This window comes from Bacillus sp. A1, from assembly GCF_042296235.1.
Lineage (GTDB): Bacteria > Bacillota > Bacilli > Bacillales > Bacillaceae > Bacillus > Bacillus velezensis.
Map to the genome: position 1 here is coordinate 2,774,777 of NZ_CP141181.1, position 17,467 is coordinate 2,792,243.

The window sequence follows — 17,467 nt, forward strand, 5'->3', positions numbered from 1 at the left end:
ATCGGTTTATACGACTTTGGCTTCTTTTCTCAGCAGTGACACAAGCTCTTTCGCCTGCTCAGCGGCTTCTCCTTCGATCAGTCTGCCCGCTTCTTTTTGCGGCGGCAGAAAACGTTCGATCGTTTTGAGCTTCGGTGCGGCATCATCTTCATCAATATCGAGATCATCGAGCTCAAGTTCTTCCAGCGGTTTTTTCTTCGCCTTCATAATGCCCGGAAGCGACGGATAGCGGGGCTCGTTTAAGCCTTGCTGTGCCGTGATGACTAAAGGAAGTGAGGTTTTAATGATTTCGGTATCCCCTTCGTTGTCTTTCTCTGCCACAGCTTCATCGCCGCTGATTGTCAGTTTTGTAATCGTTGTGACGCAAGGAATGTTTAGCAGTTCGGCAAGCCTTGGAGCCACTTGGCCGGAACCGCCGTCAATCGCGACATTTCCTCCGAGAATCAGATCATATTCGCGATCCTTGAAATAATGATATAAGATAGTTGAAATGGAGTATTGGTCAGGATCGCTCAGATCATCTTCAATATTGATTAACACCGCCTGGTCACAGCCCATCGCAAGGGCGGTTCTCAGTTCTTTCTCCGCATCTTCTCCGCCGACGGTTACAGCGGTAACGGTTCCGCCGTGCTCTTCCTTCAGCTGAATGGCTTCTTCAATGGCGTATTCATCATACGGATTAATGATAAATTCGGCCCCGTCCTCCTGAATCTTTCCTGCTTCAATGACGATTTTCTCTTCTGTGTCAAACGTCCGTTTCATCAGTACAAATAGATTCATATTCTTATCCCCTTTATCTTCGCCCACCGAATTGAGGCTTTCTTTTTTCGAGAAATGCCTGAATGCCTTCTTTTGCGTCATCTGATGCAAATGCTTCCCCAAAGCGCTTTGCTTCAAGCTTTAAGCCGCCGTCATAAGAATAGATCTTGTTTGAATAAAGGAGCTCAAGCAGATAAGCCATTGACTGCGGGCTTTTTTCCGCAAACTTGCCCGCGAGCGTTTTCGCTTTTTGCAGCAGCTCTTCCTCATGTTCGGCGCCTATCGTGACAAGGCCGAGGCTGAGCGCTTCTTCTCCGGTCACAGGTTCTGAAGTGCCGATCATTTCAAGCGCTTTCGCCGTACCGACGTACCGGGGAAGCCGCTGCGTCCCGGCAAAGCCCGGAATAATGCCGAGATTCAGCTCGGGCAGGCCGAGCTTTGCATCCAATGTAGCGATTCTGATATGGCAGGCCATGGCTAGCTCAAGACCGCCGCCGAACGCAGCGCCGTGAATCGCTGCGATAACGGGCTTCGGAAACCCTTCAATTCTTTCCATCAGCTGCTGGCCTTTATCCGCCATGGCAGAAGATTGCTCAAGATTTTCAAGCGACGTAAATTCCTTTATATCGGCGCCCGCCGAGAAAAATTTTCCCTCACCGCGAATAATGATACTTCTGACGCTGTCATCTGTTTCACACCGGTCGAACAGACCGGACAACTCATCTAAAACCGCACCGGACAGCGCGTTGGCCGGCTGATGATTAATGGTGATCACCGCAACAGATTGTTCTACCGCCATCGAAAGGCTGTTCATCCGTCAACCCCCTTTAGTTTTGATGAATCCCTGACACCAACAGCTCCAATACCTTGTCTGACAAATCCGGAAGATCATATTTCTGATCGTTCATCACCCATGTTGTCACTGTTTCATCTATCGTCCCGAATATCATCTGCCGGGCGAGGCGGACGTCGAGATTGTCTTTCCATTCCCCCGACTTGATTCCTTCGGTCAAAATGGTGTCCAGCATGTTTAAATAACCTTTTAAAATATCATTGATTTTCAGGCGCAGCTTGATATTTGACTGTCTGAGCTCAAGCTGGGTCACAATCGCGAGGTGGCGGTCATTGCCGAGCAGTGTGAAATGCTGCTTAATAACGAGGGCGAGTTTTTCTTTTGCCGTCGTTTTTTCTTTCACTTCTTCTTCCATGCGTTCAATGAACTGGCCCATCTTTTCTTTAAAAAGAGAAATGAGTATATCCTCTTTGTTTTTGAAATATAAATAGATGGTGCCGTCCGCAACGCCGGCCTGCTTGGCGATTTTGGACACCTGTGATTGGTGATAGCCGTTTTCCGCTATGACTTCTACTGCTGCATCAATAATCTGCATATACTTTGGCCGTTTTTGGTTCAATGTCATCGTTCCTTCCTTCGATAAATGAATGACTATTCATTCATAACTTCATGATAAAAAGGAATCCGGATTTTGTCAAGTTTTTCTTTTAAGGCACCTTGTTTTCACGGGAAGCATCTTCCTCTTCGACTAAACGCCTTCTTAATATTTTTCCGACGGCCGTTTTCGGAAGCTCTTTTCTGAATTCGTAAAGCTTCGGGACTTTGTACGGCGCAAGCCGCTCTCTTGCAAACGCATCAAGCTCATCGGCATCTGCCTCGGCGCCTTTTTTCAAAACGATAAATGCTTTCACCGTTTCCCCCCTGTAGGAATCAGGGACGCCCGCTACGACGATTTCCTGAACGGCTTCATGCTCATAAAGCGCCTCTTCCACCTCCCGGGGGTAAATGTTGTATCCGCCGGCAATGATGATGTCTTTTTTCCTGTCGGCGATGTAGAAAAATCCTTCCTCATCCATATACCCCATATCACCGGTAAACAGCCAGCCGTCTCTGATGACACGCGCCGTCTCCTCCTGCTTATTCCAGTATCCTTTCATGACCTGAGGACCTTTTACGATCAGCTCGCCGTGTTCATACGGCCCCGCAAGCCCGCCTTTTTCTTCTGAATAGATTCCGGCGTCGGTATTGGGCCAGGGACAGCCGATGCTGCCTGGTTTATTTTTTCCCCAAATGAAGTTTGAATGGGTAACCGGTGATGCTTCGGATAATCCGTAGCCTTCCACAAGCTTTCCTCCGGTCACTTTTTCAAATTTCTGTTTGACCTCAACCGGAAGCGCCGCTGAACCGCTCGGACAGCTTTCAATGGAGGACAAATCATACTTATTCAGCTCCGGGTGATGCAACAGCCCGATGTAAATCGTCGGTGCCCCGGGAAAAACCGTCGGCTTCAGCCTGTCGATTGTTTTCAGGGTATCCAAAGGATTAAATTTAGGAAGAAGGATCATTTCACATCCCTGCATAATGGAAAAATTGAGCACGGCGGTCAATCCGTACACATGAAAAAAAGGCACGATGCCGAGCACCTTTTCGGCTCCCTTTTTCATTTTGTACATCCAGGCGGCGCACATTTCTGTATTGGCCTGAATGTTCCGGTGTGTGAGCATGACGCCTTTCGGATAGCCGGTTGTTCCGCCCGTGTATTGAAGCACGGCGATGTCATGCGCAGGGTCAATATCAAATCGCTCCGCTTCCTCCGCTCTTTCGTTTTTTAAAATATCCGCTAATTTGTGAATTTGTTCGCAGCCGTCATAATCAATATGCACCTGTTGTTTTTGGGTGAGCGTATACAGCATATTTTTCGGGAACGGCAAAAAGTCTTTTATACTCGTTGTAATAATGCGTTCGACGATTGATAACGTTTTCATTTTTATCACCTTCGGAAACAGCATATCGAGGGTGATGATCACGCGCGGCGCACTGTCTTTCAGCTGATACTCAAGCTCGTGTTCCGTGTAGAGAGGATTGGTTTGAACGACAATGCCGCCGGCAAACAATACGCCGTAAAAAGCGATGACCGACTGCGGACAATTGGGCAGCATAATGGCGGCTCTGTCACCTTTTTTCAGGCCTGTTTTGCGTAAAAAAGCGGCCAGCTTTAACGAATCTGTGAGAACGCCTTGGAATGTGAGTTTTTTTCCGAGAAAATAAATGGCGGTATGGTTCGGGAATTGAGCTGCGGAGTTTGTCAGATTGGATGGCAGGGTTTGATCGGTAAATTCAAGCTCATGCGGAATCTCTTCGGGATATTGAGAAAGCCATGGCTTTTCAGACTGCATAATACCTCTCCCTTCTGTTTTCCTATACGCTATTATTATAGCAGAAGGGTGATTGGAATTGGAAAGCGTTTCATGTGAAATTTCGAGTCTCAGGAGGTGTTGAGTTTGCTGGAAACGCTGCATTTTGAAGAAGGAGTTCCTATCCTGCGCCAGCTGCCGAAGCCGTTTACGTCGGCCGCCTTTTTGCTTCATCCCTTTGTCCGGATGCCGGATGGGTGGGAAGAGCAAAAGCGCAAACGGCCTTATGAACATATGTATCCGAGTGATGAGGAGATCATCGCGATGGGCAGCCCCGTTTCCTGGAAAACCGTCATGACCATTTGCGGATTGCGCTCTGAAAAAGAGACGGCGCTTGCGCTTATGACCGCTGTCACGGCACTGCGGGAGGAATATGCACTTCCTGAATCCGCCAGGCTGTTTAATCGGCTTCATCCCGATCTGTACTTGCCGAGCGATGATGTCACTTCGCCATTTTTGATACCGGGACTCTTGGACGTGTTTCGTTCAAAAGACATTGAGCGCTGCACTTTTTATGAGCCGATCGAAGCGGAAGGTCTATTTTCACTCAATCAAACGGCGGCTTCGGATGTATGCGGATTGCTGCGGGCTGACATGATCATTGCCGACGAAAAACGGCGCGCCGCTTTTATGAGCATATATAATTCTTTTACGACACTCTTTCTCATGGAAGAACAAGACATGCCATCTGTCATCCGCGCCATGAGTTGGGAAGCCGTCATTTGCTCCGATACGGCCTGCATAAACTGGTATTCTCAATAAAAAAGGCCGCCGATTTTAGTTCGGCAGCCTTTTTTCAGTATTAAGATGTCATGACCAGATAAATAAGTCCGATGAACAGAAAAATTCCCGCTGCCGACAGCAGCACTTTCGCAAGCTTCTCCATTTTTCCCCGTCCCCTTAAATCCCAGCGGCCACCACAAATGACAGGCCGACTGAGATGACAAATGAAATAAAGCCGACAGCTCTGTTATCTTTTTCAATTTCTTTATCAATTTTAAACCGGGGCGTCAGAAATTCAAAGATAAAATAGCTGATTAAAAGCATAATAAATCCGTATACGCCCCAGCCGATCATTTGCAAAAGCGAATTATGCTGGGCGATGCTGTGCTGAAAGACATTTGCGATACCGAGAATTTTCCCTCCGGTCGCCATTGCCACCGCAAGATTGCCTTTTTGGATTTCCACCCAGTTTTTATAGGATGTCACCAATTCAAACACGGTCAGAAAAATGACGAGACACAAGACGGCTACACTGTAATAAGCCGCGATTTCAACAAGCTCATTTTCCCAAAAAGCATTCATGACGTTTACTCCCTTTTTATTTTAGTTCGACAATCGTTACGCCTGATCCTCCTTCTCCCGCTTCCCCGAACCGCGAGCTTTTCACGCTGCGGTGGTTTTTCAGAAGATCCTGCACCCCTTTTCGGAGGGCGCCCGTGCCTTTTCCGTGAATGATGGACACTCTCGGATAGCCGGCAAGCACCGCGTCATCTAAATATTTTTCGACGCGGCTGAGGGCGTTTTCGTAACGCTCTCCCCTGAGGTCAAGTTCAAGGGATACGTGATAATCCTTCCCTTTTACGGCGGTGATTGCTTTTTCTTTTTTCGGTTCAGGAGCCGATTTGAGAAACTCAAGATCTTTTTCCTTCACCTTCATTTTAAGGATGCCGATTTGGACGTTCCATTCTTTCTCGCCGGTTTTTTCAAGCAGCGCCCCTTTTTGTCCGAATGTGAGCACCTTTACTTCGTCGCCCGGCTTGAGCTCGCGTTTTTTCTCTGTTTTTCTTTCCGGCTGCTTTGATTTTTCAAAAGCCGGCATCGCGTCTCCGAGACGTTTTTTGGCGTCAATCAGCTCGTGTTCCTTAAAGGATCTGTGTTCTTGCTTGATGGACCGGAGTTCGCGGATAATCTGTTCGGCTTCATTTGCGGCGGCTTCCAGTTTTTCCGCAGCTTTCTGCTCGGCTTCTTCCATCATTTTATCTTTTTGGGCGTTCAGCTCAATGATCTGCTGCTGAAGCTCTTTGTGCAGTTTTTCTGCTTCTTTTCTGATTGATTCGGTTTCAGAAAGCTCTTCATCCGCTCTTTTTTTGCTTTTTTCAAGCGATGCGATCATCAGATCGACTTCGTTATGTTCGGCGGTCATTTCTGACTTCGCCTGGCCGATGATATGCTCCGGAAGCCCAAGGCGTCTTGAGATTTCAAATGCGTTGCTTCGGCCCGGCACTCCGATCAGAAGCTTATAGGTAGGCGAAAGCGTTTCAATGTCAAATTCAACGCTGGCATTCATGACGCCTTGTCTGTTATATCCGTATGCTTTCAGTTCCGGATAATGGGTTGTCGCAAGCACTCTGGCGTTTGTCCGGTGAACTTCGTCAAGGATGCTCATGGCAAGCGCCGCCCCTTCCTGCGGATCTGTTCCGGCACCGAGTTCATCAAACAGCACAAGACTGTTTTCAGACACGTCTTTTAAAATATTGACGATATTGACCATGTGGGATGAGAACGTACTCAGACTTTGTTCGATCGACTGTTCATCGCCGATATCGGCAAACACATTGTCAAATACGGCTGCTTCCGATCCCTCATCAGCCGGTATGTGCAATCCTGCCTGCGCCATTATCGTCAGCAGCCCGAGTGTTTTTAACGTAACGGTTTTACCGCCCGTATTCGGTCCCGTGATAACGATCGTTGAATAATCTCCGCCCAGTTCAATATCGTTGGCCACGACTTGATCTTGGGGCAGCAGCGGATGGCGCGCTTTTTTCAGCCGGATAAAGCCGTCTCCGTTCATAAGTGGTTTTGTCGCCTTCATCGCTTTTGCGTATCTCGCTTTGGCGAAAATGAAATCCAGTGTCTGCAGCACTTCCACATTTTGAGCGATTTCTTGTGTGTGTTCAGCCGTATGCTCCGTCAGCATTCGAAGAATCCGTTCGATTTCCTGTTTTTCTTTTACTTTCGCCTGCTGAAGCGAGTTGTTCATATCTACGATCGCCTGCGGTTCAATAAACAGTGTCGCACCGGATGAAGATGTATCGTGGACAATTCCGCCGTAGCTTGATCTGTATTCCTGTTTGACCGGGATGACAAAGCGGTCATTCCGAATCGTAACGATGGTGTCAGACAGCATTTTAGAAGCGGAAGATGAACGCAGCATCGATTCAAGCCGGTCTCTGACTCTTGATTCAAGCGTCCTGAGCTGCGTGCGGATTCCCCTTAAAGCGGGTGACGCATGATCAAGCACTTCACCATGGTCATCAATGCAGGAGTTAATCTCCCTTTCCAAATCGCCTAATGTAATCAGCTCTTCTGCATGGGCCTGTATCAGCGGAATGCCGACGCCGTCTTCTGTCATTTGGCTGATAAAATGCTTCATTTGTTTAACGGCATACAGCAGCCCGGACAATTCGGTGAATTCCGCCGGTGTCAGCACACTGCCGATTTCCGCCCGCCGTAAAGCGGATCTTATGTCGGTCAGTCCGCCGAACGGAGCATGGCCTCTCAAGCGCATGACCGCGGATGCTTCTTCAACTTCATCCAGCTGTTTTTGGATGTCTGAGAGATCCGTCAAAGGTTTCAGCTGCAGAAGCTTCTCCCGGCCGAGCGATGAGACGGCATGTGCGGTAATCTGTTCTTTTACTTTATGAAATTCAAGTGATGATAACACTTTTTGCTGCACGGTTTTGTGATCCTCCTTACTTAATCATTGCGCGTCAGAAATGCTTTGACCTCGTGTAGCGGCCGGGCGTTTAACACATGTTTTGTCTCCGTCCAGCCTTTGCGCGCAGCGGTCACGCCCGTTTTCATATCATCGAGCATCTCGATATTATGGGCATCGGTATTAATGACCAAAGTCACACCTTTTTCATTTGCTTTGATCAGATGCTCAGTCCGCAAATCGAGGCGCGCGGGGTTTGCATTCAGTTCAAGCGCCGTATTTGTTTTGGCGGCGAGTTCAATCAGCATGTCGATGTCGACTTCATAGCCGGCCCGTCTGCCGATCAGGCGTCCCGTCGGGTGGGCGATAATGTCCACGTGCTTATTCGTCAGCGCCTGTTCAAGCCGTTTCATAATGACATGCTCCGGCTGGCTGAAGCTTGAATGAATAGATGCGATGACAAGATCCATTTCAGACAGAACACTGTCATCATAATCAAGCGAACCGTCGGGGAGAATGTCCATTTCTACGCCTTTAAAAATATGAAAATTTTCAAATTCAGCATTTAACGCGTCAATTTCTTCCGCCTGTTTTTTGAGCCGTTCGGCCGTTAACCCGTTGGCTACCTTTAAATATTGAGAATGGTCGGTGATCGCCATGTACTGATAGCCTTTTGCCATACATGCTTCTGCCATTTCCCTGATGGAAAAAGCGCCGTCACTCCAGGCTGAGTGCATGTGGAGATCGCCTTTTATCGCTTTATGCTCCACAAGGTCCGTTTCTTCCCGGTACGTGTCGACCTCCTGCCCGCTTTCTCTGAGCTCAGGAGGAATAAACGGCAGACCGAAGTGGGCGTAAAACGCTTCTTCGCTCGGGAATGTTTTGACGTCTCCCGTTTCTATAGTTTCTACTCCGTATTCACTGATCCGTTCACCGCGCTCTTTCGCCAGCTGGCGCATTTTAATGTTGTGATCTTTAGAACCGGTAAAATGATGCAGTGTGGTGGCAAACTGTTCCTCTGTCACAAGCCGGAAATCCACACTCGTCTCATATTCAAAGGTCAGGATGACTGATACTTTTGTGTCCCCGCTCGCTATCACGTCTTTTACGTTCGGGAGGGAAAGAAGCTGTTCTCTGACAGCCTCCGGATGATCTGTAGCGATAATGTAATCCAGATCTTTTACGGTTTCCCGCGCTCTTCTGAGACTGCCGGCCCGGGAATATTTCTGAATATCCGTCAGCCGGGCCAAATGTTCTTCAATTACTGAAGCAATGCTGAGCGCATAGCCGATCGGAAAACGTTCCGGCTGTTTTCCGGCTTCTCCGAGAGCCTGAAGGATTTTCTCCTCCGTTTTTTTGCCGAAACCGGCGAGCCCCTGTACTTTTTGCTGCTCGCATGCTTCTTTCAGCGATTCCGCGTCATGAACGCCAAGCTCCTGATACAGCTTGGCGATTTTTTTGCCGCCGAGGCCCGGAAGCTTCAAAAGAGGAACCAAGCCTTCCGGAACTTCTTTCTGCAATTGGAGAAGCGTGCCGGACACACCTTCCTGCATATATTCACGAATGACGCCGTAGGTGCCTTTTCCGATTCCGGATAAAGACATCATGTCGTCGATTTCCGACAGGCTGCGGTCATCCTGCTCAAGCGCCGCTGCCGCTTTTCGGAAGGCTGATATTTTAAACGGGTTGTCCCCTTTCAGTTCCATATAGACCGCAATCGTTTCAAGCAGCCTGATGATATCTTTTTTATGCATACTGTTAACCCCCAGTCGTTTCCTGCTTTTCATCATACAAATTTTTCTCCTCCGGCACAACTGACGCAGAGCTTGAAAAAAACTTCTCCGGTCAAGAGAAGTTTTTTATGCCCCGTACTGGGCCCACAGTTCTTGCAGGAGCCCTGACAGATACGGCGTATGATGTGTGATGATATTTGCAAGCGTCGATTGTGCGAGCATATCCTGAAGCGCGCTTACCGGCAGTACGGATGCGACGTATAGCAGGATAAACGCAAATAAATAGACTTCCAGAAACCCAAGCACCCCGCCCAGCAGTTTGTTGATCTGTTTAATGACCGGAATGCCGGCGATGATATTAAGCGCCGCTCCGATAATCCGGAGCAGAATCTTTGCGATGATAAACAAAATGACAAACGCGATCGCGTTGTAATAAGCCGTCTCTACGTTTCCTTTAATAAAAGACAGAGCCGCCTGCCCGCCGGAAAAATCAGGCGCGGGTATAAAGCTCAGATGCGGGGCCAGGCTTTTGTAAAAAAGCGCCGCAAACGCAATCGAGAGGATGAAACTCGTTAAATATATAAATTGGAGGATAAATCCTCTTTTTAATCCAAGCAATGTGCCCATTAAGAGCAGAACTAAGATGATGATATCTATCATATGGTGTTCATTCCTTTTCTTTAAGCTGCCGCTCCAGTATTTCATATTTTTCTTGCAGTTTCATATAATCATGCACAACATTGACCGCAGTCAATACAGCGAGCTTATTTATATCAAGATATGGATTTTTCTCGTTGATTTCTCTCATTTTATCATCAACCACTCCGGCCACATGACGCATGTGCGCTTTGCTTTCTTCCCCGATAATGGTGAAGTGCTGGCCGTAAATGTTTACTGTCGTTTTGGTTTTTTTGCCGTCAGACAACGTTTCTCCTCCATTCCGCGAGAATCCTAGTTCCTATCATACCACGATTATCGTTTGAATGGAAAGACGAGCCTCGGGCTGTTATGATACACTGGTATATACAGTGAAAAGTGCCAAAAAAGGAGATTATATCGTGTCCCATTCTGTTATAAAAGTATCCGCTTCCGCTATGGAACAAATGAAACAATCCTATGCCGGCTCCCTTACTCCCGCCGTTCCGCAGGGCGCCGTCTTCCAGGCTAAGCCTCCGGGCTGTACCATTACAGCCTACCGCTCGGGCAAGGTTCTCTTTCAAGGAAAAAACGCCGGCACAGAAGCGGCCCGCTGGGGAACGGCTGAGGCGCCGAAAGCAAAGAAAACCGTCAAAAAAGCGGCCGACCCGCTCTACGCTCCCCCGGCGGGCATTGCCTCCATGTCAGTGATCGGCTCTGATGAAGTCGGAACAGGCGATTACTTCGGGCCGATAACGGTTGCCTGCGCATACGCCGACAAAACAAAGCTCTCTTTAATGAGAGAACTCGGTGTGAAGGATTCGAAGGATTTAAAAGATCCGCAGATTATTGAAATCGCCAAACTGTTAATTAAAACCATTCCTTACAGCCTGCTTGTGTTAAAAAACGAAAAATACAATCAGATGCAGGAAAAAGGCATGAGCCAAGGAAAAATGAAGGCGCTCCTTCATAATCAGGCGATTTCCAATCTGCTGAGAAAAATGAACGGCGTTAAACCGGAAGCGATTTTGATTGACCAATTCGCAGAGCCCGGCATTTATTTTAAGCATCTTTCCGGACGGGATATCGTAAAAGAAAAAACGTTTTTCAGCACGAAAGCGGAAAGCATACATCTTTCCGTCGCCGCAGCCTCTATCATTGCGCGATATTCTTTCTTAATTGAAATGGATAAGCTTTCGCGTGAGGCTGGGATGACGATTCCAAAAGGCGCGGGGCCGCACGTCGATGAAGCTGCCGCCAAGCTGATCATCAATAAGGGAGAAGGTGCGCTCAGAACGTTCACTAAACTTCATTTTGCCAATACGCAAAAAGCGAAACGCCTTGTTGAACGGAAGCGGTCATAGTAAAAAAGCTTGCAGAGTGATCTGCAAGCTTTTTCTTTATCCTCTTAATACGGCCTGATACGTTTCTTCCAGCGCTTTCAGCACGTTTTCATGTACTTTTGTCACTTCTTCTTCTGTCAATGTTTGTTCAGGGTTAACATATTGGAGCGAGAAGGCGACGGATTTTTTGCCTTCTTCCATATGCTCACCTTCGTACACATCAAATACGGTGACTTCTTTCAGCAGCGCGCCGCCGGCTTCTTTGATCACGGCTTCGAGCTGTCCGCTTGTAACGGTTTTATCTGCCACAAGCGCAATGTCGCGCGTGACGGACGGGTACTTCGGAATCGGCGTATACACGACAGGTTCTGTTTCCTCGGTCAGAAGCGCGTGCAGATCAAGCTCGAACACATACGTTTCTTTGATATCCAGCTCTTTTTCCATTGCCGGATGCACCTGGCCGATAAATCCGGCAAGCGAACCGTTCAATAGAATGTTTGCCGTCCGGCCGGGATGCATGTTTTTGCGTTCTGACTGGACAAATTCAACCCGGTCTGACACATTCAATTGATGCAGCAGGCCTTCAACGATTCCTTTGGCGACGAAGAAATCAACCGGCTTTTTCTCACCCTGCCATAAATTTTTGCGCCACAATCCGGTTACAGCTCCGGCAACCCGTTCTTTTTCAACCGGTTTTGTGTTTTCTTCTTTCGTCAGAAATACAGAACCCGTTTCATATAAAGCAACGGAATCAGTCTGTCTGGCCAGATTGTATGAAACGGCTTCAAGAAGATTCGGCACAAGGCTGTGTCTGAGAATGCTTCTTTCTTCGCTCATCGGCAGAGCAAGCATCGTGTTGAATGATTTTTCGATCGCAAAAGCGGCCGCTTTTTTATCATTCGTTAATGAATAAGTGGTCGCTTGTGAAAGACCCGCTCCTTCAAGGAAACGTCTCACTTTCCGGCGTTTTGCCTGATACGGTGTCAAGCCGCCTGTCGTGCCGGCCGTTTCCGGAAGCGTGGACGGAATATTGTCATACCCGTACAATCTCGCCGCTTCTTCAATCAGGTCTTCTTCTATTCTAATATCTCCGCGGCGCGACGGCACCGTTACGACGAGAACGCCTTCAGCTTCACCGACTGCAAACCCGAGGCGCTTGTAAATGCTGATGATTTCTTCTTTAGCGATTGTCATGCCGAGCACGGCGTTCACTTTTTCAACAGACACGTGAATATTGTTTGCTTCGATTGTCAGATGGTTTTCTTCAACCGTGCCTGAGAGCACTTCTCCGCCGGCATATGCCTGAATGAGACTGCAGGCCCGTTCAGCCGCCAGCAGAACGCGTGCCGGATCAATGCCTTTTTCATATCTGGCGCTCGCTTCGCTTCTCAGCCCGAGGTCTCTCGACGCTTTGCGGACGGTCTGTCCGTCGAAATAAGCGGCTTCCAGTAAAATCGCAGTGGTGTCTTCACGGACTTCAGACTCAGCTCCGCCCATGACTCCCGCAACGGCTTGCGCTTTTTTTCCGTTTGTGATGACCAAATGGCTGCTTGACAGCTTGCGCTCTTGTTCATCCAGCGTCACGATGGTTTCATTTTCCGCCGCTTTTCTGACGACGACCTCTTTTGAACCGAACCGGTCGTAATCGAAAGCGTGAAGCGGCTGTCCGTACTCAAGGAGGACGAAGTTTGTAATGTCCACGACGTTATTATGCGGGCGGATGCCTGCATTCATCAGCTTCGTCTGCATCCAAAGCGGTGACGGGCCGATTTTGACGTTTTTAATGATTTTTGCGGCATAATGCGGATTGGCCTGCGTATCTTCAACCTTAACGGAAACAGCATCCGCCGCTTTTTCTGCCGCTTTTTCATATGAAGCCTCCGGAAGTTTTACCTCTGCGCCGAGGATAGCCGCAACTTCATAAGCCACGCCAAGCATGTTCATCGCGTCGGCGCGGTTCGGCGTTAAGCCCAATTCTAAAATCGCATCATCAAGCTGAAGGGCCGCCATTGCGTCAGCTCCCGTTTCAGCATCATTCGGAAAAACGAAAATGCCTTCCGCATATTCTTTCGCCACGAGCTTGCTTTCAATGCCGAGCTCCTGAAGGGAACAGATCATGCCGTGAGACGCTTCGCCGCGCAGCTTGGCTTTTTTAATTTTGAAATTGCCGGGAAGCACGGCTCCGACCGTTGCAACGGCAACCTTCTGTCCTTTATCAACATTCGGGGCGCCGCAGATAATCTGCACGGGTTCCTCCGCACCGATATCAACAAGGCATTTGTTGAGTTTGTCGGCATTCGGGTGCTGTTCGCGCTCAAGCACGTGTCCGATGACAACGCCTTTTACGCCCTCCCCTTTATACTCGATACCCTCAACTTCAATACCGGCTCTCGTAATTTTTTCTGCAAGCACGGCCGGGTCGATTCCCTGCAAGTCAACGTAATCTTCTAACCATTTATAAGAAACAAACATGTGTATCCTCCTCTTACGCCTGTTTAAACTGCGAAATGAATCTGACATCATTGGTATAGAAATGGCGGATATCTTCAATGCCGTATTTCAGCATCGCGATACGTTCCACACCCATTCCGAAAGCAAAACCCTGGTATTCCTCAGGATTGAATCCGGCCATCTTCAGCACGTTCGGGTGAACCATGCCGGCGCCGAGAATTTCGATCCAGCCTGTTTTTTTGCAGACGGAGCAGCCTTGTCCGCCGCACTTAAAGCAGGTCACATCCACCTCGACAGAAGGCTCTGTGAATGGGAAAAAGCTCGGACGGAGCCTGATTTCACGATCTTGGCCGAACATTTTTTTGGCGACCAATTCAAGCGTGCCTTTCAGGTCGCTCATGCTGATTTTGCGGTCGACGACGAGACCCTCAATCTGCATGAACTGATGGGAATGTGTCGCGTCATCGTTGTCGCGGCGATACACTTTACCGGGACAAATGATTTTGACGGGGCCTTTTCCTTTATGCTTTTCCATCGTGCGCGTCTGCACCGGTGACGTCTGCGTTCTCATCAGCATTTCTTCTGTAATGTAAAAGCTGTCCTGCATGTCGCGGGCCGGATGTTCCTTCGGCAGGTTCAGCGCCTCAAAGTTGTAATAATCCGTTTCCACTTCAGGGCCTTCTTCGACGGTATATCCCATTCCGATAAATAAATCTTCAATTTCTTCAATAACGACCGTCAGCGGATGGCGTCCGCCGATGTTTACCTGACTGCCCGGCAATGTGACGTCAATCGTCTGGCTGCTGAGTTTTTTATTCATCTCTTCTTGTTCAAGCTGTTCATTTTTCGCCGTAATGGCTGCTGCAATGCGCTCTCTCACTTCATTGGCGAGCGCTCCCATTTTCGGGCGCTCTTCGGCGGACAGTTTGCCCATGCCGCGGAGAACTTCTGTAATCGGCCCTTTTTTTCCGAGATATTGCACCCGAATGTCGTTAACTTCTTTTAATGAACCCGCCGCTTCTACTTTTTCTGCAGCTTCCAGTTCGAGCTGTTTAAGCTTCTCTTCCATCATGCATCCTCCTTTTATGTAAACCAAACCGTTCTATGCCTTTTTCAGAAAACAAAAAAACCCGCCCCTTGAGAGAAGGGACGAGTTGTGGCCGCGGTACCACCCTTTTTAAGGCAGACTTCATCTGCCGACAGCTTCATTGACATAACGGAAACGATCGTTCCGGTTCACCTTTACGCGCGTTTGGCGCGGTCCCGGTGACAACTCGAGAGGTGAAAATCAATTTCTGTGCTGCGATAAAAATGCTTTCAGTCAGCGGCATTTTCTCCCTGGAAGGCAGTGTGTGCAAAAATTGACGTCCTCTGTCACGGTTTTTACATTATTGCTATCTATTATAGTGAAATCCAAGGCTTTTCGCAACCTATCCTCTGAGATGATAAACGAGGATGGCGGCCGCTACCGCCACATTCAGCGATTCCGCCTGTCCGTACAGCGGAACGTACAAGTTGAGATCCGTTTTTTGCAGAAGGCCGGCGTCCACTCCCGCCCCCTCGTTCCCGACGATTAACGCGAACGATTCTTCAGGCTTCACGCTTTGATAAGCCGCACCGTTTTCAAGCGCCGTGCCGTAGATCGCGACGCCTTGTGATTTCAGCTCAGCGGTAAACTCATCAAGCGGACGTTTCAAAATGGGAATATGAAAATGAGAACCTTGTGCTGAACGCAGCGTTTTTCCGTTGTACGGGTCTGCTGTTCCCTCACCAAGGACAACGGCGTCGATCCCCGCCGCATCTGCCGTTCTGATCATTGTTCCTAAATTCCCCGGGTCCTGCACGGCATCAATCAGAAGCAGCCGCTTCAGCTGATCAGGCTGCTTATCCGGCATATGGCAGACCGCGGCGATCCGCTGCGGCGTTTCCGTTTCCGTCACGGCTGAAAACGCGTCTTCGCTCAGCACGTAGCACGGGATACTCATGTCCAGATCGGCCGGGATGGCGCTCTCATCGTTTACGAGAATTTCTTTTACCGTTCCCTTTGATTTGAGCGCTTCTTCTGCCAGATGCTCTCCTTCTATCAGAAATGTATTCGTTTTAAGTCTCTCTTTTTTTGTGTGAAGTTTTTTCCAATCCTTCACTTTTTGGTTTTTTGCAGAGTCGATTCGTTTCACTTTATGTCTGTGCTCTCCTTTTTTCATGCATGTTGTTATTATATCTTAAGAACAGCACATAATAAACCGCGTGCGCGGTAAGAATATGCGTATCACATTCAGGAAAAAGGAGCGGTTGTAATGGATCTTAATTTACGCAACGCCGTTATTGCCAATGTAACCGGCAATAACCAGGATCAGCTGGAGCATACTATCGTTGACGCCATCCAAAGCGGTGAAGAAAAAATGCTTCCGGGCCTCGGCGTCTTATTCGAAGTTCTTTGGCAGCATGCGTCGGACTCAGAAAAAAATGAAATGCTCAAAACACTTGAAGGCGGATTAAAACCTGCGCAATAAGCATGAACCGGGTGATGGCACACCCGGTTTTTTTTGTATAATAATGGCGAGGGGGATCGCCATGCAGTTACAGCCGGAACTGGCAAAGAAGTTGATTGCCGAAGTCAAACATATGTACAGCCGCGAAGTAATTATTGCCGATACAAAAGGAATGATCATCGCGGGCACCAACGAGGCGCGCGCCGGATGGTTTCATGAAGGCGCACTGATCTGCGCGCGCGAAAAACGGAATGTCATCATTACGAAAGAAGATGAAAAACGGCTCGAGGGCGTAAAAGCAGGACTGAACCTCCCCGTTTTTTCAGGTCATGAAGTGATCGGAGTATTCGGTCTGACAGGAGACCCTGACGATATCCTTCCTTTCGGAGAATTGCTCAGAAAAATGACGGAGCTGTTTATTAAAGAAACGCGCCATATGGAAGAAGCGCAGTGGCGTGCGAGAATGCTTGAATCCTTTATGGTTGATTGGCTGCAGCTGAAAGAATGGTCTCCGGGCTTTTTAGAAAAAGCAAAGCTCATCGGCGCAGACCTTCACGCATACCGCCGGATCATACTCATTCAAGGCCGTTATGAGCAATATAAAGCGGAGGAGCTCGGGCGGCTCTGGCAGTACGAATGCCCTGAAGACCTGTTTGTCCGCTGGGGAAATGAACGCATTCTCATTAATCATGAAGCAAATTCGGCTTCCAAAACACAGCTCATTAAAAAGATCGGCGCCGTTTTCGGGCAGCCTGTCACCGCCGGCATCGGACGGATCGTTCCGGGAGAGCGCCTCACGGAATCATACGAACAGGCGGATAAAGCACTTTCAGCCGGTATCGGTGACAAGCAGGCCGTCTTTGAAGAAGATTTAAAACTGGATATGTGTCTTGCCGATATCACACCCCGCACGAGGTCGGAATTTTCACGGCGGGTTCTCGAGCATGTACTGGACCGGGAAGAACTTCTGGATACGCTGCGCGCCTTTTTCGACCGGCAATTATCGTTTAAGCGCACCGCCGACGACATGCATATTCATATCAATACATTGCGCTACCGTCTTTCCAAACTGGAATCACTGACAAATATGAAACTTGACCGCCCCGAAGACATAACGGCTTTTTATTTGGCGCTGCGCTTTTTAGATCAACATACAAAAATCACGTAATCATATCATCATTTTTCATA

The 17,467-nt window shown here is 48.6% G+C and carries 16 protein-coding genes; 4 read left to right on the top strand and 12 right to left on the bottom strand.

Annotation, left to right across the window (positions count from 1 at the left end):
- Positions 1 to 6: 6 nt before the first annotated feature.
- The 4 genes from U2H13_RS13550 to U2H13_RS13565 all read right to left on the bottom strand — a co-directional run bounded on the left by U2H13_RS13550 (position 7) and on the right by U2H13_RS13565 (position 3,948).
- Positions 7 to 780, bottom strand: a complete 774-nt coding sequence (locus tag U2H13_RS13550; RefSeq protein ID WP_007408121.1) for an electron transfer flavoprotein subunit beta/FixA family protein — start codon at positions 778 to 780, stop codon at positions 7 to 9.
- 13 nt (positions 781 to 793) lie between these two features.
- Positions 794 to 1,573 (bottom strand): enoyl-CoA hydratase, encoded by a 780-nt coding sequence (locus U2H13_RS13555; RefSeq protein ID WP_017418311.1) that lies wholly within the window; start codon positions 1,571 to 1,573, stop codon positions 794 to 796.
- A gap of 13 nt (positions 1,574 to 1,586) precedes the next feature.
- The gene (locus U2H13_RS13560; RefSeq protein WP_007408119.1) at positions 1,587 to 2,171 is read right to left on the bottom strand and encodes a TetR/AcrR family transcriptional regulator; all 585 of its coding nucleotides are present in this window, start codon (positions 2,169 to 2,171) and stop codon (positions 1,587 to 1,589) included.
- A gap of 88 nt (positions 2,172 to 2,259) precedes the next feature.
- Positions 2,260 to 3,948, bottom strand: coding sequence for an AMP-binding protein (locus tag U2H13_RS13565; protein ID WP_376700501.1), 1,689 nt, complete (start codon positions 3,946 to 3,948; stop codon positions 2,260 to 2,262).
- A gap of 105 nt (positions 3,949 to 4,053) precedes the next feature.
- Between U2H13_RS13565 and U2H13_RS13570 the strand changes: the two genes are divergently transcribed.
- The gene (locus U2H13_RS13570; RefSeq protein WP_376700502.1) at positions 4,054 to 4,728 is read left to right on the top strand and encodes a DUF2711 family protein; all 675 of its coding nucleotides are present in this window, start codon (positions 4,054 to 4,056) and stop codon (positions 4,726 to 4,728) included.
- 138 nt (positions 4,729 to 4,866) lie between these two features.
- Here the strand turns inward: U2H13_RS13570 and U2H13_RS13575 are convergent, their stop codons facing one another.
- The 5 genes from U2H13_RS13575 to zapA form a co-directional block, all read right to left on the bottom strand.
- Entirely contained in the window at positions 4,867 to 5,271 is a 405-nt protein-coding gene (locus U2H13_RS13575; RefSeq protein ID WP_003152541.1) for a DUF350 domain-containing protein, read from the bottom strand.
- 16 nt (positions 5,272 to 5,287) lie between these two features.
- Positions 5,288 to 7,645: an endonuclease MutS2 gene (locus tag U2H13_RS13580; RefSeq protein ID WP_065181013.1), complete on the bottom strand. Its 2,358-nt coding sequence runs from the start codon at positions 7,643 to 7,645 to the stop codon at positions 5,288 to 5,290.
- Between the two features lie 20 nt (positions 7,646 to 7,665).
- On the bottom strand, positions 7,666 to 9,378 hold the full coding sequence (gene polX, locus U2H13_RS13585) for a DNA polymerase/3'-5' exonuclease PolX (protein WP_007408115.1): 1,713 nt from the start codon (positions 9,376 to 9,378) through the stop codon (positions 7,666 to 7,668).
- Positions 9,379 to 9,483: 105 nt separating this feature from the next.
- Positions 9,484 to 10,017: a CvpA family protein gene (locus U2H13_RS13590; RefSeq protein ID WP_014418586.1), complete on the bottom strand. Its 534-nt coding sequence runs from the start codon at positions 10,015 to 10,017 to the stop codon at positions 9,484 to 9,486.
- Between the two features lie 7 nt (positions 10,018 to 10,024).
- Positions 10,025 to 10,282, bottom strand: coding sequence for a cell division protein ZapA (zapA, locus tag U2H13_RS13595; RefSeq protein ID WP_007408114.1), 258 nt, complete (start codon positions 10,280 to 10,282; stop codon positions 10,025 to 10,027).
- A gap of 133 nt (positions 10,283 to 10,415) precedes the next feature.
- On the opposite strand from zapA, the gene rnhC reads away from it, so the two are divergent.
- Positions 10,416 to 11,357 (top strand): ribonuclease HIII, encoded by a 942-nt coding sequence (rnhC, locus tag U2H13_RS13600; protein ID WP_017418314.1) that lies wholly within the window; start codon positions 10,416 to 10,418, stop codon positions 11,355 to 11,357.
- Positions 11,358 to 11,393: 36 nt separating this feature from the next.
- On the opposite strand, the gene pheT is transcribed toward rnhC, so the two are convergent.
- The 3 genes from pheT to U2H13_RS13615 form a co-directional block, all read right to left on the bottom strand.
- Entirely contained in the window at positions 11,394 to 13,808 is a 2,415-nt protein-coding gene (gene pheT / locus U2H13_RS13605) for a phenylalanine--tRNA ligase subunit beta (RefSeq protein WP_103526713.1), read from the bottom strand.
- A gap of 13 nt (positions 13,809 to 13,821) precedes the next feature.
- Positions 13,822 to 14,856, bottom strand: coding sequence for a phenylalanine--tRNA ligase subunit alpha (gene pheS / locus U2H13_RS13610; RefSeq protein WP_003152530.1), 1,035 nt, complete (start codon positions 14,854 to 14,856; stop codon positions 13,822 to 13,824).
- 361 nt (positions 14,857 to 15,217) lie between these two features.
- A complete protein-coding gene (locus tag U2H13_RS13615) occupies positions 15,218 to 15,964 on the bottom strand; it encodes an RNA methyltransferase (RefSeq protein ID WP_007408111.1) in 747 nt (248 codons plus the stop codon).
- A 120-nt stretch (positions 15,965 to 16,084) separates the two neighbouring features.
- On the opposite strand from U2H13_RS13615, the gene sspI reads away from it, so the two are divergent.
- Together sspI and U2H13_RS13625 are read left to right on the top strand one after the other, a co-directional pair.
- A complete protein-coding gene (gene sspI, locus U2H13_RS13620) occupies positions 16,085 to 16,300 on the top strand; it encodes a small acid-soluble spore protein SspI (RefSeq protein WP_003152527.1) in 216 nt (71 codons plus the stop codon).
- A gap of 61 nt (positions 16,301 to 16,361) precedes the next feature.
- Entirely contained in the window at positions 16,362 to 17,447 is a 1,086-nt protein-coding gene (locus U2H13_RS13625; protein ID WP_061860772.1) for a sugar diacid recognition domain-containing protein, read from the top strand.
- Positions 17,448 to 17,467: the final 20 nt, after the last annotated feature.

Excerpts from the sequence above, each read along its gene's own strand:
- pheT (WP_103526713.1), bottom strand. The coding sequence starts at position 13,808 with ATGTTTGTTTCTTATAAATGGTTAGAAGATTACGTTGACTTGCAGGGA.
- pheS (WP_003152530.1), bottom strand. The coding sequence starts at position 14,856 with ATGGAAGAGAAGCTTAAACAGCTCGAACTGGAAGCTGCAGAAAAAGTA.
- U2H13_RS13625 (WP_061860772.1), top strand. The coding sequence starts at position 16,362 with ATGCAGTTACAGCCGGAACTGGCAAAGAAGTTGATTGCCGAAGTCAAA.
- polX (WP_007408115.1), bottom strand. The coding sequence starts at position 9,378 with ATGCATAAAAAAGATATCATCAGGCTGCTTGAAACGATTGCGGTCTAT.
- U2H13_RS13590 (WP_014418586.1), bottom strand. The coding sequence starts at position 10,017 with ATGATAGATATCATCATCTTAGTTCTGCTCTTAATGGGCACATTGCTT.
- U2H13_RS13565 (WP_376700501.1), bottom strand. The coding sequence starts at position 3,948 with ATGCAGTCTGAAAAGCCATGGCTTTCTCAATATCCCGAAGAGATTCCG.
- sspI (WP_003152527.1), top strand. The coding sequence starts at position 16,085 with ATGGATCTTAATTTACGCAACGCCGTTATTGCCAATGTAACCGGCAAT.
- U2H13_RS13555 (WP_017418311.1), bottom strand. The coding sequence starts at position 1,573 with ATGAACAGCCTTTCGATGGCGGTAGAACAATCTGTTGCGGTGATCACC.
- U2H13_RS13550 (WP_007408121.1), bottom strand. The coding sequence starts at position 780 with ATGAATCTATTTGTACTGATGAAACGGACGTTTGACACAGAAGAGAAA.
- U2H13_RS13575 (WP_003152541.1), bottom strand. The coding sequence starts at position 5,271 with ATGAATGCTTTTTGGGAAAATGAGCTTGTTGAAATCGCGGCTTATTAC.